The organism is Streptomyces mirabilis (assembly GCF_018310535.1).
Classification (GTDB): domain Bacteria; phylum Actinomycetota; class Actinomycetes; order Streptomycetales; family Streptomycetaceae; genus Streptomyces.
On the sequence record NZ_CP074102.1, the window covers coordinates 4,538,934 to 4,562,692 of the forward strand.

The following is a 23,759-nucleotide window of genomic DNA, read 5'->3' on the forward strand; positions in this document are numbered from 1 at the left end:
CTGTGTGGTGAGCACCGACTGGAAGAGCGACCTGAGGCAGCGCGGCTACCGGCTGACGCCGCAGCGCCAGCTTGTCCTCGAAGCCGTGGACACCCTGGAGCACGCGACCCCCGACGACATCCTCATCGAGGTGAGGAAGACCGCGTCGGGGGTCAACATTTCCACCGTGTACCGAACCCTGGAGCTCCTGGAGGAGCTCGGTCTGGTCAGCCACGCGCACCTCGGGCACGGCGCGCCGACCTACCATCTCGCCGACCGGCATCACCACATCCATCTGGTCTGCCGGGACTGCACGAACGTCATCGAGGCCGATGTCTCGGTCGCCGCGGAGTTCACCGCGAAGCTCCGGGACACGTTCGGCTTCGAGACGGACATGAAGCACTTCGCGATCTTCGGCCGGTGCAAGGACTGTTCTCTCAAGAGTTCAACTACCAAGTCGTAGGCTGGGTGTATGAAGAGCCCTCTCCTGTCCCTGCCCGGCGCCGTCCCCGCCGAAGGCGTGGATGAACAGGTCGCAGCCCATTACGGTGACCTGTTCCGCGAGCAGCGCGCCCTCGCCGACGGCACCGGCTTCGTGGACCTCTCGCACCGCGGTGTCGTCGCCGTCACCGGTGAGGACCGGCTGAGCTGGCTGCACCTGCTGCTCACCCAGCACGTCACGGACCTCCCGGCGGGCCGCGCCACCGAGGCGCTGATCCTCTCCGCGCACGGCCACATCGAGCACGCGCTGTACCTCGTCGACGACGGCACCACCACCTGGGCCCACGTGGAACCCGGCACCCAGGACGCGCTGCTGGCGTACCTGGAGTCGATGAAGTTCTTCTACCGCGTCGAGACCGCCGACCGCACGGACGACTTCGCGGTCGTGTACCTGCCGGCCGGTTCGATCGCCGAGGTCCCCGAGGGCGCGGTCGTACGCGAGACGCCGTACGGGCGTGATCTCTTCCTGCCGCGTACGGACCTGGAGTCCTACGCCGAGAAGGCCGGTCCGCCGGCCGGGCTGCTGGCCTACGAGGCGCTGCGCGTCGAACACCACCGCCCGCGGCTCGGTTTCGAGACCGACCACCGCACGATCCCGCACGAGCTGGGCTGGATCGGCACCGCGGTGCACCTCCAGAAGGGCTGCTACCGGGGCCAGGAGACCGTCGCCCGCGTACAGAACCTGGGCAAGCCCCCGCGCCGGCTCGTCTTCCTGCACCTGGACGGCAGCGAGGTCCATCTGCCGCCGCACGGCGCCGAGCTCCGCCTCGCGGACGACGGCCCCGACGGCCGGAAGATCGGCTTCATCACCACCTCCGTACGCCACCACGAGCTCGGCCCGATCGCGCTCGGCCTGGTGAAGCGGAACGTGCCGCTGGACGCGCGGCTGCTGGCGGACACGACGGCGGCGGCGCAGGAGGTCGTGGTCGAGCCGTAGGGCCTTTGACCGGTCACATCTCCAGGAGCACGGTGAACGGGCCGTCGTTCGTCAGCGAGACGCGCATGTGCGCGCCGAACCGGCCCGTCGCCACCGTGGCGCCCAGCGCGCGGAGCTGGGCCACGACCTCGTCGACGAGGGGTTCGGCGACATCGCCGGGGGCGGCCGCGTTCCAGGTGGGGCGGCGGCCCTTGCGGGCGTCGCCGTACAGGGTGAACTGGCTGATGACGAGCAGCGGCGCATCGATGTCGGAGCACGACTTCTCGTCCGCCAGCATCCGGATGGACCAGAGTTTGCGGGCGAGTTGGGCCGCCTTCTCCTTGGTGTCGTCGTGCGTGACACCGACGAGGACGCACAGCCCTTCGCCGTCGATCGCTCCGACCGTCTCCGGACCGTGTTCCCCGTTCACGACGACGCTCGCGCCGTCCACCCTCTGCACCACCGCACGCATGGGAACCATCATGCCGTGCGGGGAGGAGCCCCCCCTCACGGGGCTGAATGCCTTCGCGCGTGATCCCCGGACCTCTTTCGAGGGGTCCTTTGGGGGTTTCTTTTTGCTCCTTACCCCCCCATCTGGGGCCGATCGGGGGCACTCGGTCACATAGCGGCCACTTGGGGTGGCACGATGCGTGTGTTGCGGTGCAACCGTGGGGTGGACCGCGCCGGTCGAGGGGACGGTAGAGGCACATGAGCACACCGAGTACCGGGCAGCAGCCGCCCGGGACTGTGTCGTTGACCCGTACGAGTCCGCGGGCGGGGGGCGGTCGTACGGGGGTTCATCGTCCTCCCGTGCAGCGCACCGACAGTCCGCTGCACCCGGACCCGCCCGCGCCCGAACTGCCCCTGCTGCGGCTGCCCGAACTGCGGACCCTGCGGCGCGACGCGCAGCGCGACGAGGCCGACCTCAGCTATGTGCGGCGGCTGCTCCAGGGACGCATCGACATCCTGCGGGCCGAGCTGGCGCGCCGCGGGGGACTGCGGGCGCCCTCCGCGACGTCGGGCTCGCCGCTGGTCTCGGGCCTGGGAACGAGTCCGGGTCTGCGCCCGGCCGTAGGGAGGGGGGCGGGTTCCGGTTCCGGCGGGGCGTCGGTCGTCGACCGGCTCGCGGAGATCCTGACGGACGCGCCCGCCCGGCACCGTTCGTCGGCCCGCCATGTGACAGTGGGCACACCGTACGGCGAGGAGTACCGGCGGCTGGCCGCGGACATGCTCGCCGAGGTGCAGCTGTCGGACCTGGAAGCACGTACGGACGACGAGCTCGGCGCGGGGATGGGACGGCTCGTGCGCTACGAGCAGCAGGTCTCCCGGCGGCGTCAGCATCTGCAGCGGACCGCCGACGATTGCAGCGCCGAGATCGCCCGCAGGTACCGTGATGGGGAAGCACAAGTAGACGACCTGCTCATGTGACGCGGTGGCCCCCGGCGATCCCGGGGGCACGTGCGACGGCTGCGGCGGCGCCGGCGGTCCGGGACATCCGGGGCCGGGCCCCACGGCTCCGCCCGGTTCCGCGGTCGCGGCGGCCGCGCCCGGGAACGGCCCGGGCCGCGGTCGTGGGGCTCGGCCGGGGATACGCCATCGGGGGACCTCCCGTACGGCGCCTCGGTTCGATCACCGGGCGGGTCCCTGTCATGGAAGGCCACCGCCGATGTCCGCCGCCGCTCCTGCCGTCCCCGCAGACCCCTTCATACCGCCTGTTCTCGCCGAGGTCGTCCGTTCGGGATTCGTCGAGGGGCGTCATCGGGGCAGCCTGGTGCTGCTGGGCGCGGACGGGTCGGTCGAGCTGGCGTTGGGCGAGGTGACCGCGCCGGTCTTCCCGCGCTCGTCGAACAAGCCGATGCAGGCGGCGGGTGTGCTGCGGGCGGGGCTGGATCTGGCCGGCGAACGGCTGGCTCTCGCCGCCGCCAGCCACTCCGGGGAGGCCTTCCACCGTGATCTCGTCCAGAAGATGCTGACCGAGCACGGGCTGGACGCCGGGCAGTTGCAGTGCCCGCCGGATCTGCCGCTGGACCCGGCGGAGGCGGAGACGTATCTCGCCGGAGGCGCGGTCCGTGATCGGGTCACCATGAACTGCTCCGGCAAGCACGCGGCGATGCTCGCGGTGTGCGCGCTGCGAGGCTGGCCCCTGGACTCCTACCTGGACCCCGGGCATCCACTCCAGCAGCTCATCCACACGGTGGTCGAGGAGGCGGCGGGGGAGTCGGTGGCGGCGGTCGGTACGGACGGCTGCGGTGCGCCGCTGATGGCGATCAGCCTCACAGGCCTTGCCCGAGCCTTCCGTTCCTTCGTCCTCGCCGTCCCCGGCTCCGCCGAACGTCGTGTCGCCGACGCCATGCGTGCCCACCCCGAGTACGTCGCCGGGACGCGCCGTCCCGACACCTGGCTCATGCGCGAGATACCCGGTGCCCTCTCCAAGATGGGCGCGGAGGCCGTCCAGGCGGTGGCCCTCCCCGACGGCAGGGCCCTCGCCTTCAAGATCGACGACGGTGCCACCCGAGCGCTCGGCCCCGTCCTCGCCCGCGCCCTGTCCCTCCTGGGCACGCAATCCCCGATCCTCTCCAAAATCGGCCACGCTCCCCTGACGGGCGGAGGCGTTGAGGTGGGCGAGATCCGAGCGGTGTTCTAGGCCCGGCCCCCAAACGTTCCTCGCCCCCGCCGCCCCTACCCGACCCATCCCAGGGGCTTCGCCCCTTCGACCCAGCCGGGGGCTTCGCCCCCGCCCCCCGCGGGGCTTTGCCCCTGCACCCCACCGGGGGCTGCCGCCCCCTGGCCCCGCATCGCTGCGCCCCGGACCCCGCATCGCCCGAAGGGCTCGTCCTCAAACGCCGGACGGGCTGAAGATGCGCGCAGCGCCCCTTAGGGGCGCGGGGAACTGCGCGATCAGCCCCACTCACCCGCAGTCGACGCGATCAGCCCCACTCACCCGCAGTCGAAAGGACGGCTTACGGGGTCCGGGGCGGAGCCCCGGGGATGGGACGGGTAGGGGCGGCGGGGGCGAAAACGGTGCGACGGGGGCGTGCGCGGCGCCCTAGCGTGAACCCATGAGCCGTCGCGAAGAAATCGACGTACGAACGATCACAGAGACCGAGATCCCGGCCTGGATCCGTGCGCTGAACACGGGGTTCCTACGCTCCCCGGTCGTATCGGACCAGGAGATCACCAACCGCGGTTCGATCATCCTCCCGCAGCGAACCCTCGGCGCATTCGACACCAACCTCCCCCACTCTCGACTTCGCTCGAGCGGGGGGACCCCCATCGTCGCCACCTTCCGATCGTTCCCGCAGCAGCTCACCACCGTCGGCGGCACCCCCGTCCCCGCCGACGCCATCACCAACGTCTCCGTCACCCCCACCCACCGCCGCCGAGGCCTCCTCACTCGCATGATGGCCACCGACCTCACCGCGGCGAAGGACCGCGGCGACGTGGTCGCCACCCTCATCGCCGCGGAGTACCCGATCTACGGGCGGTACGGCTTCGGCCAGGCCACCACCGCCACCGAGTGGACCATCGACGTCTCCAGGTCGGGCCTGGACCCCCGCTGGTCGGGCCCGCCCGACGGCGCCCGAATCCACCTGGTGGACGGCGAGGACGTACGCAGGCTCGGCCCGGACCTGCACGACCGCCTCCGTCGCACCCAGCCGGGCACGGTCGACCGCGACGAGCGCTGGTGGCAGATCAACACCGGCGTACTGAGCCTGAGCGACGACTCCTGGAAGGAACCCTTCTACGCCGTGTACCGCTCGGCGACCGGCGAGGTCGAAGGCCTGGTCTCGTACGAGTCGGACGACAACTGGGGCGACGTCAAGCAACCGCTGAACACGGCGGAAGTGAACTGGCTGATCACGGTGACCCCGGCGGCCGAACGCGCCCTGTGGCAGTACCTCTGCTCGATCGACTGGATCGCCCACGTCAAGACAGGCTGGCGTGCTCCCGACGACCTGCTCCCGCACTTCCTCCCCGATCCGCGCGCCGCCCGTATCACGACCCAGGCGGACTGGCTGTGGGTGCGGATCCTGGACGTCGTACGGGCTCTGGAGGCGCGTACGTACGCGGGGGCCGGGACCTTGGTCCTGGACGTCACCGACGGGGACGGACTCTCCGCCGGGCGCTACCGCCTGGAGGCCGGGCCCGACGGGGCGACCTGCGCACCGACCACGACGACCGCCGATCTCACCCTGAACGTGGGTGAGTTGGCGGCCCTGTGGTTGGGCGACGAGTCGGCGGTGCGGCTCGCAGCGCTCGGGCGGGTGCGGGAAGAACGAGAGGGCGCCGCCGTCTTCGCCGACGCCCTGCTCCGCACGTCCAGGCGACCGTGGTGCCCGGACATCTTCTGATTCCGATTCCGATTTCCGAATGGTGTGGCCTGTACGGCTGGTGTGGTGGTGCGCGGTGTGCTGCGGGTGCTCCTTCCGGTTCCGTCGGTGCGTGGTGGTGCACTGCATCCGTAGCCGTGCGGTGGTGCGGTGGTGCGGTACGGACTGACCGAGCTCCCGGCTCCCCTCCGGAGGGGAGCCCGGTCAGCCGGACTGCCGGACGGCGTCCGATCAGCCGGACTGGGCGAGCAGCATCACGAGCAGGACGGCTCCGATGCCGCTGATGGTGGTGTTCTTGGCCTTGAGGCCGACGGACAGCGCGACGAACGCGATGATGCCCAGCGGCCCGTACTTCCACTGGATGAGTTGCTCGAATCCGATGGCGAGGGCGGCGACGGCGAGGGCGATGAGCGGCATGACGTTCCCTCCTTGGGGTCCTGGGGAGGACGACTGTGGCGGCCAACCCTCGGGAAGTGTGACCATGTTGTGTAAGTTGGCAACCAACTCACTGGTAGTTATCTCCGCGTTGGGTCGACTCATAACCACCTATCCCGCAACTGCCCAAAGATGGCGCGAAGTTGTAGTGTTTGGTCGTGGAACCGGAACACGCCTCCGTCAATGGACGGAACAGGTCACCACGGCCACAGAGGTCACACCGCGAGGTGGCCGACGAGCTGCGCAGCCGGATCAGGTCCGGCCGTCTGCGGCCGGGGCAGCGCATGCCCACGCAGGCCAAGCTGGCCGACGAGTTCGGTGTCGAGCGCGGGGCGGTCCGGCAGGCGCTGCGCATCCTGCAGTCGGAACATCTGCTCGTCAATGTGTCCAAAGGGAGCCCGGCGACTGTCGCCGACACCCTGGAACGGGCTCTGACCGGCCCGGAAGCCTCGCCGCAGCCCACCACGGTGGCACTCGGTGGCCGGATCACGGCCGCCTTCGAAGCCCCGCACGTGGAGATCGACGCGCTGTGCCTGACGTCGATATCGCTCACCCTTGCCATGGGCGAACCCCTCCGGCAAATTCACGCGGGCCGAATAAAACCGGCCAGGGTGGACGTCCGCGTGCTGCTTCCCAGCAGTGACATCGACCTCGCCTTTCCCGCGCCGGTGGACGCCTCGGCGGCCGGCCGGCTCCAGCGCAGCTGGCTGACCAACCGAAACGCCCAGGGCCAGGTGCTGCGCCACAACCTGCTCGCCCTGCGCGCCACGCACGGCATCGACGTCAACGTCACCTTCCGCGCGCTCCCCTTCACCCCGCCGGTGAAGTTGTACCTGCTCAACGGGGTCGAGGCACTCTTCGCGTACTACACGCTGACCAGGCGCGAGGAGGAAGTGGACCACGAGTACCTGGAGATGTACGACGTCCAGGGCACCCAGTCCATGCTGTTCCCCTTCGCGCAGGGGACCGGGCTGCGGGACACCACGTTCGTGGAGCAGTCCCACCTCTGGTTCAACGCGCTGTGGGAGACCATCAGCTCGAAGCTGCTGCTCTCGAGCTGACCGACTCTCCCCTGCACGTCACAGGGCAGGACCCGCGACCATCAGGGCGAGGACGACCGCGCCGATGGAGCTGCAGGTGGGGCTCTTCGCCTTGATGCCGACGGTGAGGAGCAGCAGGCCGATGACGCCTGTCGTGCCGTACTGCCACTGCACGAACTGGTCGAAGCCGACGACGAAGAGGGCGGAGAGAAGGGCGATGGCGGGCATGGGCGGTTCTCCTGCTTCTACTGTGGCGTGGTGGTTCCTCTGGGGTGTGCGATGGTGAGGCCGGGTGAGTCGGTGACGGACTCGGGTGGGGGAGGCAAAACTTCCGCCAACTTGGCCAAGTTGGTGACCAACTCTGATTAAGTTGTCCCCACTTGGCTGCTAGCCATAAACAACTTTCAAACAACTCCCCGTAGATGGGCGAGAGTTGTAGCGTTTGGTCGTGACCCAGGAGAACGTTGCAGTGAACGGCAGCAGAAGGCTCTCGCCCCAGGAGATCGCCGACGCCCTGCGGGATCGGATCCGGGCCGGTGAGCTCAAGGCGGGCGACCGTCTGCCAACTCAGGCCGAGTTGGCAGAGGAGTTCGGTGTCGAGCGGGGCACCGTCCGCCAGGCCCTGCGCGCGCTCCAGGACGACGGACTGCTGAGCAACGTCAGCAAGGGCAGCCCCCCACGGATCGCGGAGCCGCCGGCCTCGGCCCGGAACGAGCCGCAGACGACGATGGTCGGACTGGCTCCCCGGCTGGCGGACGCGTTCTCCGCGCCGCACGTCCGGGTCGACGCCGCCTGCCTGACCGCCGAGACTCTGATGCTGGCGCTCGGCGAACCCGTCCGCCAGATCCACGAGGGCCGCATCCTCCCGGAGTCGATCGACGTCCGTATCCTGCTGCCGTCCCGGGACATCAATCTCGCCTTCCCGGTCCCCGTCGACGGCCGCGGTGACGACGACCCGGTCCACGAGCGCTGGCTCGCCCAGCGCAACGCCCAGGTCCACGTCCTCCAGCACAACCTGCGCGCCCTGCGCTCCTCGCACGGCATCGACGTACGCGTGGCGTTCAGGGCCCTGCCCTTCACCCCGCCCGTGAAGCTGTACCTGCTCAACGGCGTCGAGGCCTTAATCGCCTACTACATGGTCATGCGGCGCGAGGAGGAGGTGGCCGACGGAATGCTGGACATGTACGACGCCGTGGGCTCGGAGTCCCTCCTCTTCTCCTTCGAGAAGCGGACCGGTCAGCGGGACGCCGCGTTCGTGGACCAATCCCAGAAGTGGTTCGACGCCCTCTGGGAAACCATCACCACGGACCTGACACTCTCCTAGTGACTTCTGATACGGCGCAGACTGAACCTGTGGCAGCAGAGACCGATAACTTGCGGGAAGTGATCGAACGCGCTCGCTTTGTGCTCTTCGACTTCGACGGGCCGATCTGTCGGCTGTTCGCGGGGCACTCCGCGGAGGACGTGGCGAAGGACCTGGTGGAGTGGCTGGAGCGACAGGGGCTGCGGGGACTGCTCACCGAGGAGGAACAGGTCCACCCGGACCCGATGGTCGTCCTCTACGCCGTCCACCGCCGCCATCCGCACAGCGATCTGGTGAGCGAGCTGGAGGAACGCCTCACCCAGCAGGAACTCAAGGCGGTGCCGTCCGCCTGGCCCACCGCGTACGCGGACCCGCTGATCCGGACCTGGAGCGCGGTCGGCGCACGGCTGGCCATAGCGACCAACAACTCGGCCCGCACGGCCACGAGTTACCTCGCGAGCCGGGATCTCACCAGCTGCTTCGCCCCCAACATCTACGGCCGGGGCCAGGATCTGCACCACCTCAAACCGGACCCGCACTGCCTCAACCGCGCCCTGAACGCCCTGGGCGCCGCCCCCGCCGCTGCCCTGATGATCGGTGACGCCCCCTCGGACTACGAGGCCGCCCGCCAGGCCGGCGTCCCCTTCCTCGGCTACGCCCGCACCGCCTACAAGGAGAAGCTCCTGCGCGAAGCGGGCGCCGAGGACGTGGTGAGCTCACTGGAACCGGTGCTGAGGGTGCTTCGGGGGTAGGCCTGAAGCGCCGGCGGGCCTGGAGGCGTCAGGCCTGGATCTGAAGGGTCAGCAGGAAGAAGAGGGCTGCTGACCACCAGGCCAGGCGCGGGTGCCCTGCTCGGACGCCCACCAGAAGGAGGGCCAGCAGAACCACACCCACGAGCCCGATCTCCATCCGCACCAGCTGTGTCACCCCGAGCTCGACTCCCATGCACACCAGCTGAAAGAAGATCACGTGTCCCACCCCGTCCACTTCAATAAATCCGTCAACTAGTCGTCCAATTGGACTGGTTGTCTCGAATTGGATGTGCCCGGTCTGGTTGATCCCTTAACGGCCAGTCAACTTCCAGCCCTGCCAACCTTCCAATCCGGTCACTCGGGTGAGGGGAAGCGGGTTTGCCCACGGGGCGGGCGAGGTACGGTCGCGATGTGAGCGGAGAACGCGGCGAGGGAGGCGGCACGGAGTTCCAGCGCATCCTGGAGACGTTGCGAACCCGTATCGCCGACGGCACGTACGCGATCGAGTCCCACCTGCCCGCGCAGCGTGAGCTCGCCGAGGAGCTCGGGGTCTCCCGCGACACCGTGCAGCGTGTACTGCGGGAGCTGAACAACGAAGGCTGGATCAAGTCCCGTCAGGGCAGCGGATCGCGGGTGGTGAAGAGTCCAACCCATCTGGAGAACCCGAAGCAGGAAGCGCCCCGGGTGCGCGCGACTCTGGGTACCTTCATCGCACGGGCCTTCGCCCAGCCGACCGTACGGCTGGACGTGTTCACCCTCACGTCAGAGTCCCTGGACGCCCACATCCGACTGCAGTCGGAGCGCATCCGCCTCAGGGAGCTCAGCCCTGAGCGCATCGAGCTGCGGATGCTGCTGCCCGATGCATCACTCGAACTGCCGTATCCCCGAGCGAAGACCCGCGCGAGTGAGGAAGAGAGGGAGCCAGGGCAACTGGCCTGGTTGAACGAGCAGCTGCAAGAGCGACTGCGCGCCATTGCCCGACGGCACACCATCTCGTTGCGCTCGGCGCTGCGGGACCTCAAGACGGAGGGGCTGGTGCCCTTCGTGCGCATGGAGGTCCGCCATGTGCCGCTGGCTCCGGCGTTCAAGCTGTACTTGCGCCCCGAGGCGGAGGCACTGTTCGGGCCGTACGAGGTGATCGAGCGCTCGATCCTCTTGGAGGACGAGACCGAGGTCGATGCCCTTGACGTGCTCGGTCTGGGATCGACCCTGACCCGTCACGTCAACGACGAGGGCGATCCGGACTCCTCCGGGTCTGTGTTCATGGAGAGCATGCAGGGCTGGTTCGACTCCTGCTGGGAATTCCTCGCGGTGGAGGACTGAGGCGACGCGGAGTCGACCGAGTTTCCAACGGCGTGACGTTCCTGAGAGGTACAACTCTTTCTCAAGTAGGCGCCGATTTCGCAGACGGCTCAGCCGTGCCAACGGGTGGGCACTAAGGTGTGCTGACCCAGTCGCGATGCATGAAAATCGGCGACGACGCACAGTTATTCAGGAGTGACCCGTGGGCGTTTCATCGATGCCCGGCATGGGCGGTCCGCCGATGCCCCGCCCGCCCGGCCGGCCGGCCTTGGAGGAGGCGGCGGACACGGCGTACCGAGGCTTCGTCCGTTATGCCAAGGCGTTCGGAGAGTTCGGCCGTGGGCACCACAACCTGAATTACATGGTGAGGCCGCTTGCGGGGGACGACACCCGGTTGGTCGGGTGCGACGACGGGGCAGCGGTGACGGTGCGGGAACGGATTCCCTCGGCGCTGCCCGTGGTCATCAGGACCTGGCAGGACGAGGCCGAAATCCTCAACACGATCTGGGACGTGCTGCCGCACGTTCCACGGTGCCTGGTCAAGCGTGGTGACGTGACCATCCTCAGCTACGTCGAGGGCGTCCCGCTGTCGCGCGTCTGCCCCAACGGCAAGCCGGTGGACTCCGGGCTGATCGTCGCCCTTGCGGATCTCCTCGCCAATCTGACGCATGTGCGCCGGCAGCACCTTCCTCCGCTGCCGGCGTCCTGGCCGCACTCCAGCCGGGACAGCAGGGCCTTTCTGCAGGCGTTGGCATGGGCGGCGGAGGAACAGATCCGCCGACGCAACTGGGCGGATTTCGGCGGACTGTTCGCGATGCTGGGCATCCCCGAAGACGCGATGGTGCGGTTCGCGGAACGGGTTCCGGCGCTCATCAGCCGCCCCTTCAGCCTGCTCCACACCGATCTGCACCGGGACAACGTGATCGTCTCCTACGACGGCGACCCGCCCCTGATCTGTGTCGACTGGGAACTGGCGACCTACGGCGATCCGCTGCACGACCTCGCCACGCACCTGGTGCGGATGCAGTACCCCGCGCGCCAGTGGCCCGAGGTGATCGAGTCTTGGCGCGAGGTCATGGGGCGACGGCGGCCCAAGGCCGTGCAGGGTCTCGACCGCGACCTCAAGCGCTACGTCGCCTTCGAGCGTGCCCAATCGGTCTACCCCGATGTGATAAGGGCCGCCACGTCGCTCGGTGATTCCACCGACCAGCAGGAGCTGCAGGCCGCGACCCGGGCGGTACGCCGGGCCCTGGTGGCTGCCGAAGAGCCTTTGCGGCTGATGAGCGTGCCGGACGAAGCCGAGATCGAGCGCATCCTCTTCCGGTGGCACGAGTCCCACGGGGGTCGACACAAAGGGGGCAGGCCGGTCTCCGATGTCCTATGGACACGTGACCTTCGGGTCCCCCCACATCCGCAGTTCCCCTCGACAGCGGTGAGCAGGGCGCTGTTCGAGGAAGGGACTGCCTCCGCCGACCGCGTGTTCAAGGGAACGGCCCATCTCAATACGGCGGTACGCGTACCGGAAGTGCCGTTTCCCGTCATGGTTCGCAGAAAGGTCGGCTCGGCGAATACCCGGGAGCGCCGCTTCCTCAATGAGCACGCCGTGCTGGCAGCCATCGAGCGGTCAAACGTTTCCGTACGTGCTCCGCGGGTGTTGGCCCTGGGTATCAGCGGCCTGAAGGAGCAGTTCACCATCCACTCCTACGAAGGACCGGCGGACGGGTACAGGCCACCGGATCACCCCGCGGACGGCCTCCGCCCGTACGAGGCAGACGATCTCGTGGATCAGCTTCGGGAGCTGACCTACGTCGACTGCGAAGTGCTGGATCCCGAGATGAAGGGCTTGAATTTCTACCGGGAACTCCGCGACGAGCTGGTCCGCATGGTGAACGGTCTTCCCAAGTCGACCAGAGACCTGACACGAGAACTCGGCCTACCCATCGGCTACCGTCTCGGCGAGATCCTCGACCGTCACACCCTGGTCCCGCGCCGGCCCGTGCTTCTGCACGGCGATCTGAACCCGTGGAACCTCGTGCGTCGGGAGGAGGGCGGTCTGGTCCTCATCGACTGGGAGATGGCGATCGTCGGTGACCCGCTGTACGACCTGGTCCGTCACATGCATCTCACGCCCACGCGTCCAGAGATCCGTGAGCGCCTCTTCTCCCGCTGGGCCCGTCTGTTGCCCGAGGACTGCACGAAGGGCTGGCGTGAGGACTGGCGTGTCTACCGGTGGATGGAAGTCGTCCGCTCGGCCTACGTGGACCTCGACCGCCTCGTGACCGGCGACAGTCTGGACGCCCCCAACGTCCGTCGCGCCGTGGACACCTATGCCATGACCCTGGCCGAAGCCACGGCGGCGCTGGGACTTCCGGGCAAAATGACGGCGAACCCTTATCTTGCCCGTGCGCTGCCGCACGGAGACCATGGAGGCCAACGGACAGCTGGGGTCTCCGCGGATTTCTGACCTGCCGCCGGGCTTCGGCATGGGGGAGGGGACTGCGGATGTCCGGTGGGTCGAGCAGGGCGCCCGAAAACGGCATGGGCGAGCGGCTGAAGCGTTTTCAGACGCGGTACGAGCCGATGTTCACACGTATCTTGCTGATGACCATCTTCGTCACCGAAGTGACCGCCCAGTTCGTGAAGCCGGTCGGAGACGCCCTGCAGGACAAGGCGTATCTCGGTGGCGCGCTGCTCAGCCTGGTGGGGTACGTGCTGTACGACACGGTGAAGGACTTGGCCGCGTCCCTTCGGCTTCCTGCGCGCGCGCAGGTCGCCTCGCGTGAGTTGGGAAGCTTCGTCAGCGAGGCGTTCCGCGCCCGAACGGTGGAGATCAGGTTTCTGGGCTACACCGGAGAGACGCTCTACAACGAGCTCTATCACCGCTTGGAGGAACTCCTCGACGATCCCGGACCGACCAGGCACGTTTCCGTGAGGGTGCTGATCCCGGATTTCGGGCAGCCGATGATCGTCCCCTCGAGAGTCGCGGAGGACGGTGTGACGCCGGTGGACGATCCGGACTACCGAAAGCGCCTCGAACTGAAGTGCCAAGAGTACGACCAGACCCTGTCGGGTATCGCGGAGCGCCTCACTACGGCGGGACGGGTCACGGCGGAGTGCGAGTACCGCCTCTACCCCGGCATACCGAGGGACAAGATCTGCATCTTCAACCGGGAACAGGTACTGCACGGCCTCTACGACGTGGCCGCCCGGACCGTGCAGCGCAGTTCGGACCCGGAGTTCTACGACCCCAAGGGTTACCGCACCGACCTCAACGTCTGGTCCCGGGAGGGAAGCGAGGACTCCAAGACCGTCGTCGCCACATGGAACAAACATCTCGACGATCTGTGGAATCTGGCGGCGCGGCCGTACTGGCGGCAGCGGAGGGCGGCCTGAAGGACATGAAGGGGGACGCAAAGCCGTGTCTGAGGCCTGGGGAGTGTCTGAAAGGACAGGAACGGCGCCGCGAGACGCTGCCTGAGGGATGGCGCTCCGAGCCGCCCCTCACACCTCCAGCACCACCTTCCCCACCAACCCCCGCCCCTCAATAGCCGCGTGCGCCTGCGCCGCCCGTCCCAGGGGGAACACCTCACCGATCACCGGCCGCAGCCGCCCCGCCGCGGCCGCGGCAAAGACGTCGGACGTGAAGCGCCGCAGGTCGGCGGGGCTGAACTGGACGTCAGCGATGCCGAAGAGCTGGATCCCCCGGCGGGCGGCCTCCTCCGTGTCGAGGGAAGAGAAGCCGCCCGACGCCGCCCCGTGGGCGGAGAACCGGCCGCCGTCGGCCGTCAAGGGCAGGGCGGCGGCCCCCAGGTCGCCGCCCACACCGTCCAGGACGATGTCCGCCCCCTCCACGGCCCCGCCGAGCATCTTGCGGGCGGCGGACACCCAGTCGTCCCGGGTGGCGTCCACCACGTCGTCCGCCCCCAGGTCCCGTACCAGGTCGAGTTTGGCGTCTCCGCGGGCCACACCGATCACCCGCGCCTGGCGCTCATGGGCCAGTTGGACCAGCAGCGTGCCCATGCCGCCGGAGGCGCCGAGGACCAGTACGCGGTCGGTGGGGCCCACGGCGGTCAGTTCGAGCAGGCCGGTGGCGGTGACGCCGTCGTGGACCAGGGCCGCCGCGCTGCGCAGGTCCAGGGCGTCGGGCACCACCGTCAGCGCCGCCACCGCCGCCACGGCCCGCTCCGCATAGCTGCCCGTGACATAGGACGTGACCCGGCGCCCCAGCCACTCACCGGGAACGCCGGCCCCCAGGGCGCCGACAACACCGGACACGCCACCCCCGGGGACGTACGGCGGAGTCACCCGGAACCATTCCCGGCCCCACCCCGTCCGCACCTGCGTCTCCATGAAGATCGTGTCCACGTACGCCACGTCGATCACGACCTCCCCCGGCCCCGGAACCGGATCGGGAACCTCCACGGGAACCAGGACCTCGGGGCCGCCGAACTCCTTCACCTGCACTGCACGCATCGGAACGCTCCTCAAAGTCGGAAAGAGGTATGGCCGAACGCCGGACAGTCTTCGACCTGAAGCCTGGTTGAGGTCAAGGAGGGTCAAGGAGGGTCGAAGGAGGTGCCGGGGCGTGCGTAGGCTCGGGGCATGGGTGAGATCGGACTGCGCGAGCGCAAGAAGCAGCGGATGTACCAGGCTGTCTCCGACATCGCGATCGGACTCTTCCTGGAGAAGGGGTTCGACGCCGTGTCCGTCGCGGAGGTGGCCGCCGCCGCCGAGATCTCCAAGCCGACCCTCTTCCGGTACTTCCCGACCAAGGAGGATCTGGTCCTGCACCGGTTCGCCGATCACGAGGACGAATCCGCGCGCGTGGCCGCACGCGGGCCGTCCCCGTTGACGGCGCTGCGCCGTCACTTCCTCGACGGGCTGGAGCGCCGCGATCCCGTCACCGGCCTCAACGACGCCCCGCAGGTCCTGGCCTATCACCGCCTCCTCTACGGGACGCCCTCCCTGGCCGCCGGGATGTTCAGATACCTGGAGCGGTCCGAAGCCGCGCTCGCCGGGGCCCTCGGCGGCGACCTCGGCGCCCGGCTCGCCGCCGCTCAGATCATCGCCGTACAGCGCGTTCTCGCCCTGGAGAACTGGCGGCGGATCGCCGACGGTGAGGCCGTCGAGCAGGTGCGCCCCGACGCGGTCGCCGCGGCCGAGGAGGCGTTCGCACAGCTGGGGGTGGGTCTTCCGCGCTATGCGTAACCCCTGGGGTTGAGCGACCGGCAGAGAGGGCTACTGAGTAAAGAATGTTACTCGGTAACGCTATTCGGTATCCTTGGTCGAGTGACGTCTACCGACCCCGCCCTCGCCCGCTCCCTCACCCATGAACGCGCCCACCACGACGCCTGCCGTGCCGGCCTCGCCGCGATGGTCGACGGCGCCGAGGAGCAGGTCGTCACCGGCGAGGACGTCTCCGCCTCCGGTGCCGACGCCGAAGTCCTCGGCCGGCAGCTGCGCGGCCAGGCCAGGGATCTGCGCGAACTCCCCGAAGGCCCGCTGTTCTTCGGCAAGCTGGACTTCGCCCCCGGGGGCGGTGAACACGCCGGGCAGAGCTACCACATCGGCCGCCTGCGCATCACCGAACACCCCACCGCCCCACCCCTCGTCGTCGACTGGCGCGCCCCCGTCTCACGCGCCTTCTACCAGGCGAGCGCCCGCGATCCGCAGGGTGTGGCCGTGCGCCGGCGCTTCGGCTGGGCGCCGGGGAGCAAGGGGGACTCGGCGGACCTCACCGGTCTGGAGGACGAACACATCGGAGGGGGCCGACCGGAGCGGGACGGCCACCGGGACGGGGACGGCCGCCGGGACGGGGACGGCCGCCGGGACGGGGACGGCCGCCGGGATCGGGACCATGAAGGCCCCGCGGTTCCGGAGAGCCGCATTCTCACGGGCGAGATCGAGCGCCCCCGTGTCGGCCCCATGCGGGACATCGCCGCGACCATCCAACCCGAGCAGGACCACCTCGTCCGCGGAAACCTCGCCACGTCCGTGTGCGTACAGGGCGCCCCCGGCACCGGCAAGACGGCCGTCGGCCTGCACCGGGCCGCGTACCTCCTCTACACCCACCCCCAGCGCATCCGCCGCGGTGGACTGCTGATCCTCGGCCCCAACCCCACCTTCCTCGCGTACATCGCCGAGGTGCTGCCCGCCCTCGGCGAGAGCGGCGTACGGCAGTCGACGCTCGGGGACGAGATCGCCCGCCACCCCGTCACGACGCGCGACGACGAGCGCGCCGCCGCCGTCAAACACGACGTACGGATGGCGGAGGTCCTGCGCCGGGCCCTGTACGGGAACATCGGCACGTACGCCGACGCCCTCGTCGTACCCGACGGTTCGTACCGGTGGCGGGTGCCTGCCGAGGAACTGAACCGCATCGTGGACGGCGTACGGGCGGAAGAACCCCCGTACGGCATCGGGCGCGAGCGGGTACGGACGCGGGCCGTGCGCCGTCTGCGGGAACAGGCCGAATGGCGCGCCGGACCCCAGACGAACGCCTGGGCGCGGAAGGTCTCCGGGTCCCGGCCGGTCGGCACGTACGTCGACGCGGTCTGGCCCCGGATGCGGCCCGAGGAGGTCCTCGCCCGGCTCCTCACCGACGCCGAGGCGCTGGCCGGCGCCGCGGACGGGCTGCTGGACGCCGACGAGCAGAAGGCGATCCTGTGGGCCAAGCCGCCCCGCTCGTACAAGTCGGCCCCGTGGTCGGCCGCCGACCTCGTCCTTCTCGACGAGGTCGGCGGGCTCGTCGAACACCCGGAAGGCTACGGCCACGTGGTCGTCGACGAGGCGCAGGACCTGTCGCCGATGGAGTGCCGGGCGATCGCGCGCCGGGCTCCGTTCGGATCGCTCACGGTGCTCGGGGATCTCGCGCAGGGCACGACACCGTGGGCGACCCGGGAGTGGAGTGAGCTGCTCGGGCATCTCGGAAAGCCGGATGCGGCCGTGGTGCCCCTGACGATCGGGTTCCGGGTGCCGGAAGCCGTTGTCGGGCTCGCCAACCGGCTGCTGGCTCGGCTCGACGTGCGCGTACCGCCGGCTCGGTCACTGCGCCGGGACGGGGAGCTGACGGTCCGCGCGGTTCCCGACGCAGGGGACCTACTGCCCGCGACCGTCGACGCGGTGCGCGGCGCCCTCGCGCACGAGGGGTCCATCGGCGTCATCGCGGCCGACCCGGACGTCGGGGGGGTGCGCGAGGCGCTGCGCGCCGCCGGTATCGAGGCCGCGGGGCCCGAGGAACTGGGCGCACGTGTCGCGGTGGTGCCGGCCACGCTCGCCAAGGGGCTCGAGTACGACCATGTGGTGGCCGTCGAACCGGCGGCCGTCGCCGAGGCGGAGGCGCGCGGCCTGCACCGGCTGTACGTGGTGCTCACCCGGGCCGTGTCACGGCTGGAGGTCGTGCACGCGCGGCCCCTGCCCTGGTGACCCGGCGGCCACCGGGGCAAGGACCGGCCGTGTGACCCGGCGGCCACCACGGCGGGGGCCGCCGGCCGGCCTCAGGAACGGGTCAGGGGGCGGCCGCCGCCTCCAGGAGCGGGATCAACTGCTCCTCCTCGTAGGCGAGATGGGCTTCCAGCTCCTCCGTCAGGCGCACCACCTGGGGGAGTACGTGGGCCGGGTCCGCGGATCGCTCGCCGACCACCCGGCGCAACTCCTCGACCAGCACCGCGATCCGTTCGTGTTCGACGCGCAGCCGGTCCAGGACCGGGGTGAGGCCGGGGCGGCGGTCGGCGAGGACACGGAAGAGACCGAGGTCCTCGCCGGCGTGGTGCCGGTGCAGGCCCTGGCAGAGGGAGAGGCAGTTGACCCGGAGCTGGGCGCCGAGGGAACTGCCCGAGGCGGCGAACTCCTCGCGGATGAGCGCCAGTTCGCGCCGGAAGGCGTCGTGGATGATCCTCAGTGCCTCGCCCGTCGAGCCCGCGTTGACGTGCGGCGGACCGTCCCGCGGGATCTCGCGGAGCGCGACGACGGGGATCACCCGGTCCGTCTTCGCCTGGTACTGCGCCCATCCCTGATCGGCCTCCACCGCGCGGGCGAAGAGCCGGTCGCGCTCGGCGCCCTCGAGGACGACGGCCTCGGCGTCGTAGGTGAAGACGCCGCTCTCGATCCGCACGCGCGGGTGGGCGACGAGGTTGCGGTACCAGTCCGGGTGCCGGTGCGCGCCCCCGGCGGAGGCGATCACGACGACGCGGTCGCCGCCGTCGGGGTAGTAGCCGACGGGGGTGGTGTGCGGGGTTCCGGTGCGGGCGCCGGTGGTGGTGAGCAGAAGGAGCCGGGCTCCCTCGAAATATCCGCCGACTTTCCCGTGGCGGGCGCGGAACTCGTCGATGATTTGCTGATTGAAGGGGTTGGGCATGCGTCACTTTCTTTTGTTTTCGGGCAGGGTGAATTGCCGCGTGGCGTTTTGGGGAGCAGCGCGGTAGGGGAATGCGGGAGAGCGCGCGGAATTCCGGAAGAAGCGGACGCGCGGTGAGGTGAAGAGGTGACGTCAAGAGGTGACGTCAAGAGGGGGTGGTCGGGGTGGGCGGGGCTCTACCCCGCCTCGGCCTCACTCGGAGGCCGGGCAACCAACTCGCTCACGGCACAAGGCCGACCCGGCAGTCATGGGCGCAACGTTAATGCCGTACACGCGTCGAGGCAATCCCGTATCGAGTGAAATACGGGATTGCCTCGGCGGATTTCCTTGCTGTCAGTTGTCGAGAACGGCGATTTCGAGTCGGCCCAGTCCGGTTCCGCGATCACGTCGATTTCGGTGATCAGACCGTCCGTGATCGTGAAGACGAGCACCACGGAAAGCCGGCCGCGCGGGGCCATCGCCGACCTGGCCGGCCCGACGGTGTACGGCCTCGGCGACCTCGTTCGCGGCTACCTCGATGCCCACGGCAGGCGCCGCCCGCTGCTCCCGCTGCGGATGCCCGGAAAGGCCGGCCGCGCCTACCGGGCCGGCGACAACCTCTCCGACGCCGACACCGGCAAGCGCACGTGGGAGCGGTTCCTCGCGGAGCGGGTGGGTTGATCGAGGGGGAGCTGCTGAAAGCCCGGCCGCGTTCGCCGGCGATGACGGAAAGGGGGGCTACCCACTCCTTTCCACTCTCAACGTATAGCGCACCGGGGGGCTTGCGGCAAGGCCCCGGTGGTGCCGCAGAATGGCCGGCCAAGGCCAGTACCTGCGGAAATGGCAGATTCGCGAAGTGCGTGTGTCGGTGTCGGCGTACGGGTTGCGCGGGAATGCCGCACCGTCGGTGGGACCCGCGGTGCGGCCGGCCGAAATCCAATCTCATTGAATGGGCGTTTGATGATTGACGTGATCGTGGTCGGCGGCGGACCGACCGGCTTGATGCTGGCCGGCGAGTTGCGGCTGCACGGCGTACACGTGGTCGTGCTGGAGAAATTGACCGAGCCGACCAAGGAGTCGCGCGGGCGTGGCCTGCACACGCGCAGCGTCGAGATGATGGATCAGCGCGGTCTGCTCGACCGGTTCCTCGCGGTCAGCGAGAAGTTCCAGGTCGGCGGTTTCTTCGGCGGCATCCTCAAGCCGTGGCCGGACAGGTTGGACACGGCTCACCCGTACGGCCTCTCCACCCTGCAGCCGGCCACCGAGCGGCTGCTCAACGAGCGTGCCCTCGAACTCGGTGCCGAGATCCGGCGCGGCTGCGAAGTGGTCGGGCTGAGCCAGTCCGATGACGGGGCCGCGGCCGGGGTGACCGTCGAGCTGGCGGACGGCACGCACCTGCGCTCGCGCTACCTCGTCGGCTGTGACGGCGGCCGCAGTGTGGTGCGCAAGGAGCTCGGCGTCGGTTTCCCCGGCGAGCCCGCCAAGGTCGAGACGCTGCTGGGCGACATGGAGATGACCGAGGATCAGGCGACGGTCGCCGCCGTCGTCGAGGAGGTCCGCAAGACCCAACTGCGGTTCGGAACCATCCCCAACGGGGACGGGACGTACCGCGTCATCGTGCCCGCCGACGGCGTGGCCGAGGACCGTACGACCGCGCCGACGCTCGAGGAGTTCAAGCAGCGGCTGCGGGCCCTCGCGGGCACCGACTTCGGCGTGCACTCGCCGCGCTGGCTGTCCCGGTTCGGCGATGCCACCCGGCAGGCCGAGCGCTACCGGGTCGGCCGGGTGCTGCTGGCCGGCGACGCGGCGCACATCCACCCGCCGACCGGCGGGCAGGGGCTCAACCTCGGTGTGCAGGACGCGTTCAACCTCGGCTGGAAGCTGGCCGCCGCGGTCAACGGCTGGGCACCGGAGGGGCTGCTGGACAGCTACCACGCCGAACGGCACCCGGTGGGCGCCCGTGTGCTGGACAACACCCGCGCGCAGATCACGCTGCTGGGGACCGATCCGGGTGCGACCGCGCTGCGGGAGCTGCTGTCGAAGCTGATGGACTTCGAGGAGGTGAACCGGTACGTGACCGGGATGATCACCGCGGTCGGGGTTCGCTACGACTTCGGCGAGGGCCATGAACTGCTCGGCCGACGGCTGCGGGACGTGGGGCTGAAACGGGGGCGTCTCTACGAGCTGATGCACGGTGGCCGCGGGCTGCTGCTCGACCAGACCGGCCGGCTCTCGGTGGCGGGCTGGGCGGACCGGGTCGACCACGTCGTCGACGTCAGCGAGGAACTGGACGCGCCCGCGGTGCTGCTGCGGCCGGACGGCCATGTGGCGTGGGTCGGTGAAGACCAGCAGGATCTGGTCGGCCGGCTGCCCAAGTGGTTCGGCGCTGCCGTCGGCTGAGCGCGAGGGGGCCCCTTCGTGGGTGTCCGTTCCCAGAAGATCTGAACTGGTGAGGTATCTCTGAGCTGCGCTTTGCCAGTTCTGCTGGGACCCATCCCGTAGGGCGTCGTGGTCCTCCGGCGTCATTACGAGCATCGGTGACGTGCTCGCCAAGCGGGATCGGCCACCATGCCGAGCAGCGTGACGAATTCTGGGTAGGGGACGACAGTGCGGCTCCTCGACGAAACGGGGTCGGCGAGCCTGGTGTCACGGCCAGGCCCACGACCGTGAGCAGCCGGTCATCCATGCGCACCCGATCCCCAACCCTCACCACTGCCCGTGTCCCTGGGTGCCCGCTCACCCAGCCTGTTCGCCCTGGTCGTCCGGGTGATTGCACAGTCCGGCGCGATCCCCCGTCGCTGGGCCGTGTCATGAAGTGGTGGCGGCGCAAGCCCCGTACGGCCCGTGGACACCGACCCCGACCTCGCTCACATTCGGCAAGAGCCCAGCGTCACGCCGGCGGCCGGGTCAGTTTGGCGGCCACGGCGTCGAGGACCCAGTCCAGGCCGGTCGCGAAGGATGTCTCGGCGTCCACGTCCGTGCCGTCGTGCACGACCTTGGTCAGCGCTGGGAAGCGGCCCGTGGCCAACATTCTCGTCACATGCGGGCCGGAGGCTCGCTGCCAGTCGCGCTTGGACAGGCCTGTGGCGCGCTCGGCCCGCAGGTTCGCGATCTCGCGCCTGATCGCGCCGGTGAAATAGGCGCTGACGGTCTCCACGGCGCGCATGACGGTGTCGATGTCGGCGAGGCCGTCGAGGGCGGCCAGCTTGGCCTCGGTCACGGCGAGGCCGTTCGGGCCCAGGGTCGGGCGGCCGCCGAGCAGGTCGGCCAGCCATTCGTGGCGGAGGGCGGCCTGCCTGGTGCGGTGGGCGAGGACGCGCAGCCCCTCCCGCCAGTCACCGGGCTGCTCCTCGGGGAGGATCTCGGCGTGGACCTCGTCCACCATGAGGTCGAACAGCTCCTGCTTGGTGGCGATGTATCCGTACAGCCGCATCGGGCCGGCGTTCAGGTGGGCGGCGACCTTGCGCAACGACACCGCCTCAAGCCCGCCCTCGTCGGCCAGCGCGACGGCGGCGGCGACGATCCGCTCCCGGTCGAGCGGCACGGGGCGAGCTGGCGGCTCCGGCCGGTCCCAGACAGTCATGGTCATCACCGTTCTGCTGCGATGCATCGCATTGAAGGAATACAGTGTATCGACATGAGACATCATATCGCTGTCGTCGGGAGCGGCCCCGCCGGCCTCACCTTCGCCCGTGTGCTGCACCGCCACGGCTACCCCGTCGCCGTCCTCGAGCGCGATCCCGCCCCCGACGCCCGCCCCCCGGGCGGCACGCTGGACCTCCACGAAGGGCTGGGCCAGCTCGCGCTGGACAAGGCGGGGCTGCTGACGGAGTTCCAGGCGCTGTCTCGCCCCGAGGGACAGGCCATGCGCATCCTGGACACGGACGGGACGGTCCTGCGCGACTGGCCACCGCGACCGGACGACCGGGCCAATCCCGAGATCGACCGCGGGCAACTGCGTGACCTGCTGCTCGGCCCTCTCGACGTCCAGTGGGGCCGGGACGTGACGCAGGTGGTGCCGGGGAAGGACCGGGACGGCGTCCTGGTTCGTTTCGCGGACGGGCGGCAGGAGACCTTCGACCTCGTGGTCGGCGCGGACGGCGCCTGGTCCCGGACCCGCCCGGCGGTCTCACCTGTGACGCCGCACTACACCGGCGTCACCTCCTTCGAGACCTCCCTCGACGACGTCGACACCCGCCACCCCGACCTCGCCCGGTTGATCGGCGACGGCTCCGTGGCCGTGTACGGCGTGAACCGAGCTCTCGTCGCCCAGCGCAACAGCGGCGGCCACGTCAAGGTGTACGCCCGGTTCCGCGCGCCGCTGGACTGGCACAGGGACCTGGACCTGGCCGACGTCGAGGCCGTGCGATCGAGCCTGCTGGCCCTGTTCGACGGCTGGGCCGCTCCCGTCCTCGACCTCCTCCGCCACGGCGCCGCTTTCGTCCACCGCCCCCTCTACGTCCTGCCCGTGTCCCACACCTGGACTCACGTCCCCGGGGTGACGCTACTGGGCGACGCCGCCCATCTGATGCCCCCATTGGGGGCGGGCGCGAACCTCGCGATGCTGGAAGGCGCCGAACTCGCCGAGTCCATCGTCACCGCCCCTGGAGACCTGGACGAGACCGTCCGCGCCTTCGAGAAACAGATGTGGGCACGGGCCGGCAGGTGGGCGAAGATCACGACGGCCGGTCTGGAACGCCTCGTGAGCCCGGACCCCGCCGAAGCCCTCGCCGTCTTCGACCAAGTCCAGCCATCCTGACCGCCAAGCGTGAGAGCACCAGCACCAACCGCTCGCCACGGCTTCACGGGACAGTACGGCACCGCCGCGGTCCCTTCCGGCAAACCGGCAAAACCACCGCTGGACG

23 protein-coding genes are annotated in these 23,759 nt (G+C 69.6%); 16 read left to right on the forward strand and 7 right to left on the reverse strand.

Features of this window, described 5'->3' with window-relative positions:
- Window positions 1-4: 4 nt before the first annotated feature.
- The gene (locus tag SMIR_RS20110; protein ID WP_099921901.1) at window positions 5-442 is read left to right on the forward strand and encodes a Fur family transcriptional regulator; all 438 of its coding nucleotides are present in this window, start codon (window positions 5-7) and stop codon (window positions 440-442) included.
- A 9-nt stretch (window positions 443-451) separates the two neighbouring features.
- A complete protein-coding gene (gene ygfZ, locus SMIR_RS20115; protein ID WP_168493043.1) occupies window positions 452-1,417 on the forward strand; it encodes a CAF17-like 4Fe-4S cluster assembly/insertion protein YgfZ in 966 nt (321 codons plus the stop codon).
- Between the two features lie 13 nt (window positions 1,418-1,430).
- Here ygfZ and dtd read toward each other — a convergent pair whose 3' ends face one another.
- Complete coding sequence (gene dtd, locus SMIR_RS20120; RefSeq protein ID WP_168493041.1) at window positions 1,431-1,868, reverse strand: D-aminoacyl-tRNA deacylase; 438 nt, start codon at window positions 1,866-1,868, stop codon at window positions 1,431-1,433.
- Between the two features lie 236 nt (window positions 1,869-2,104).
- On the opposite strand from dtd, the gene SMIR_RS20125 reads away from it, so the two are divergent.
- From SMIR_RS20125 to SMIR_RS20135, 3 genes are all read left to right on the forward strand, one after another.
- Window positions 2,105-2,824: an RsiG family protein gene (locus SMIR_RS20125; RefSeq protein WP_168493039.1), complete on the forward strand. Its 720-nt coding sequence runs from the start codon at window positions 2,105-2,107 to the stop codon at window positions 2,822-2,824.
- Window positions 2,825-3,062: 238 nt separating this feature from the next.
- The gene (locus SMIR_RS20130; protein ID WP_168493037.1) at window positions 3,063-4,040 is read left to right on the forward strand and encodes an asparaginase; all 978 of its coding nucleotides are present in this window, start codon (window positions 3,063-3,065) and stop codon (window positions 4,038-4,040) included.
- Window positions 4,041-4,455: 415 nt separating this feature from the next.
- On the forward strand, window positions 4,456-5,748 hold the full coding sequence (locus tag SMIR_RS20135) for a GNAT family N-acetyltransferase (protein ID WP_168493035.1): 1,293 nt from the start codon (window positions 4,456-4,458) through the stop codon (window positions 5,746-5,748).
- Between the two features lie 210 nt (window positions 5,749-5,958).
- Here the strand turns inward: SMIR_RS20135 and SMIR_RS20140 are convergent, their stop codons facing one another.
- Window positions 5,959-6,144, reverse strand: a complete 186-nt coding sequence (locus tag SMIR_RS20140; RefSeq protein WP_054232402.1) for a hypothetical protein — start codon at window positions 6,142-6,144, stop codon at window positions 5,959-5,961.
- A gap of 170 nt (window positions 6,145-6,314) precedes the next feature.
- On the opposite strand from SMIR_RS20140, the gene SMIR_RS20145 reads away from it, so the two are divergent.
- Window positions 6,315-7,223, forward strand: coding sequence for a FadR/GntR family transcriptional regulator (locus SMIR_RS20145; RefSeq protein ID WP_168493032.1), 909 nt, complete (start codon window positions 6,315-6,317; stop codon window positions 7,221-7,223).
- A gap of 18 nt (window positions 7,224-7,241) precedes the next feature.
- Here SMIR_RS20145 and SMIR_RS20150 read toward each other — a convergent pair whose 3' ends face one another.
- Window positions 7,242-7,430 carry a hypothetical protein gene (locus SMIR_RS20150; RefSeq protein ID WP_101404278.1) on the reverse strand — a complete coding sequence of 63 codons (189 nt, stop codon included), beginning with the start codon at window positions 7,428-7,430 and terminating at the stop codon, window positions 7,242-7,244.
- A gap of 214 nt (window positions 7,431-7,644) precedes the next feature.
- Between SMIR_RS20150 and SMIR_RS20155 the strand changes: the two genes are divergently transcribed.
- Both SMIR_RS20155 and SMIR_RS20160 read left to right on the forward strand, forming a co-directional pair.
- Entirely contained in the window at window positions 7,645-8,526 is an 882-nt protein-coding gene (locus tag SMIR_RS20155) for a GntR family transcriptional regulator (RefSeq protein ID WP_248002989.1), read from the forward strand.
- Entirely contained in the window at window positions 8,526-9,257 is a 732-nt protein-coding gene (locus SMIR_RS20160) for an HAD family hydrolase (protein WP_422664451.1), read from the forward strand. The genes SMIR_RS20155 and SMIR_RS20160 overlap by 1 nt, the downstream gene beginning before the upstream one ends.
- 28 nt (window positions 9,258-9,285) lie before the next feature.
- On the opposite strand, the gene SMIR_RS20165 is transcribed toward SMIR_RS20160, so the two are convergent.
- Window positions 9,286-9,474, reverse strand: coding sequence for a hypothetical protein (locus SMIR_RS20165; protein WP_168493028.1), 189 nt, complete (start codon window positions 9,472-9,474; stop codon window positions 9,286-9,288).
- Window positions 9,475-9,668: 194 nt separating this feature from the next.
- Between SMIR_RS20165 and SMIR_RS20170 the strand changes: the two genes are divergently transcribed.
- The 3 genes from SMIR_RS20170 to SMIR_RS20180 all read left to right on the forward strand — a co-directional run bounded on the left by SMIR_RS20170 (window position 9,669) and on the right by SMIR_RS20180 (window position 13,952).
- On the forward strand, window positions 9,669-10,580 hold the full coding sequence (locus SMIR_RS20170; RefSeq protein WP_168493026.1) for a winged helix-turn-helix domain-containing protein: 912 nt from the start codon (window positions 9,669-9,671) through the stop codon (window positions 10,578-10,580).
- Window positions 10,581-10,785: 205 nt separating this feature from the next.
- Window positions 10,786-13,023 carry a phosphotransferase family protein gene (locus SMIR_RS20175; protein WP_168501130.1) on the forward strand — a complete coding sequence of 746 codons (2,238 nt, stop codon included), beginning with the start codon at window positions 10,786-10,788 and terminating at the stop codon, window positions 13,021-13,023.
- 116 nt (window positions 13,024-13,139) lie between these two features.
- Window positions 13,140-13,952, forward strand: coding sequence for a hypothetical protein (locus SMIR_RS20180; RefSeq protein ID WP_248002988.1), 813 nt, complete (start codon window positions 13,140-13,142; stop codon window positions 13,950-13,952).
- A gap of 108 nt (window positions 13,953-14,060) precedes the next feature.
- Here the strand turns inward: SMIR_RS20180 and SMIR_RS20185 are convergent, their stop codons facing one another.
- Window positions 14,061-15,032, reverse strand: a complete 972-nt coding sequence (locus SMIR_RS20185; protein WP_212727205.1) for a zinc-binding dehydrogenase — start codon at window positions 15,030-15,032, stop codon at window positions 14,061-14,063.
- 129 nt (window positions 15,033-15,161) lie between these two features.
- Here SMIR_RS20185 and SMIR_RS20190 point away from each other — a divergent pair, with 129 nt between their 5' ends.
- Together SMIR_RS20190 and SMIR_RS20195 are read left to right on the forward strand one after the other, a co-directional pair.
- Window positions 15,162-15,767 (forward strand): TetR family transcriptional regulator, encoded by a 606-nt coding sequence (locus SMIR_RS20190; protein WP_168493020.1) that lies wholly within the window; start codon window positions 15,162-15,164, stop codon window positions 15,765-15,767.
- A gap of 81 nt (window positions 15,768-15,848) precedes the next feature.
- Window positions 15,849-17,984, forward strand: a complete 2,136-nt coding sequence (locus SMIR_RS20195; RefSeq protein ID WP_168493018.1) for a HelD family protein — start codon at window positions 15,849-15,851, stop codon at window positions 17,982-17,984.
- Window positions 17,985-18,066: 82 nt separating this feature from the next.
- On the opposite strand, the gene SMIR_RS20200 is transcribed toward SMIR_RS20195, so the two are convergent.
- Window positions 18,067-18,915 carry a nitroreductase/quinone reductase family protein gene (locus SMIR_RS20200; protein ID WP_168493016.1) on the reverse strand — a complete coding sequence of 283 codons (849 nt, stop codon included), beginning with the start codon at window positions 18,913-18,915 and terminating at the stop codon, window positions 18,067-18,069.
- 417 nt (window positions 18,916-19,332) lie between these two features.
- Here SMIR_RS20200 and SMIR_RS20205 point away from each other — a divergent pair, with 417 nt between their 5' ends.
- Both SMIR_RS20205 and rox read left to right on the forward strand, forming a co-directional pair.
- The gene (locus SMIR_RS20205) at window positions 19,333-19,575 is read left to right on the forward strand and encodes a hypothetical protein (RefSeq protein ID WP_211118746.1); all 243 of its coding nucleotides are present in this window, start codon (window positions 19,333-19,335) and stop codon (window positions 19,573-19,575) included.
- 279 nt (window positions 19,576-19,854) lie between these two features.
- Entirely contained in the window at window positions 19,855-21,294 is a 1,440-nt protein-coding gene (gene rox / locus SMIR_RS20210) for a rifampin monooxygenase (protein WP_168493014.1), read from the forward strand.
- Window positions 21,295-21,784: 490 nt separating this feature from the next.
- Here the strand turns inward: rox and SMIR_RS20215 are convergent, their stop codons facing one another.
- Window positions 21,785-22,477 (reverse strand): TetR/AcrR family transcriptional regulator, encoded by a 693-nt coding sequence (locus SMIR_RS20215; protein ID WP_168493012.1) that lies wholly within the window; start codon window positions 22,475-22,477, stop codon window positions 21,785-21,787.
- Between the two features lie 54 nt (window positions 22,478-22,531).
- Between SMIR_RS20215 and SMIR_RS20220 the strand changes: the two genes are divergently transcribed.
- On the forward strand, window positions 22,532-23,653 hold the full coding sequence (locus SMIR_RS20220) for an FAD-dependent oxidoreductase (RefSeq protein ID WP_168493010.1): 1,122 nt from the start codon (window positions 22,532-22,534) through the stop codon (window positions 23,651-23,653).
- Window positions 23,654-23,759 lie beyond the last annotated feature (106 nt).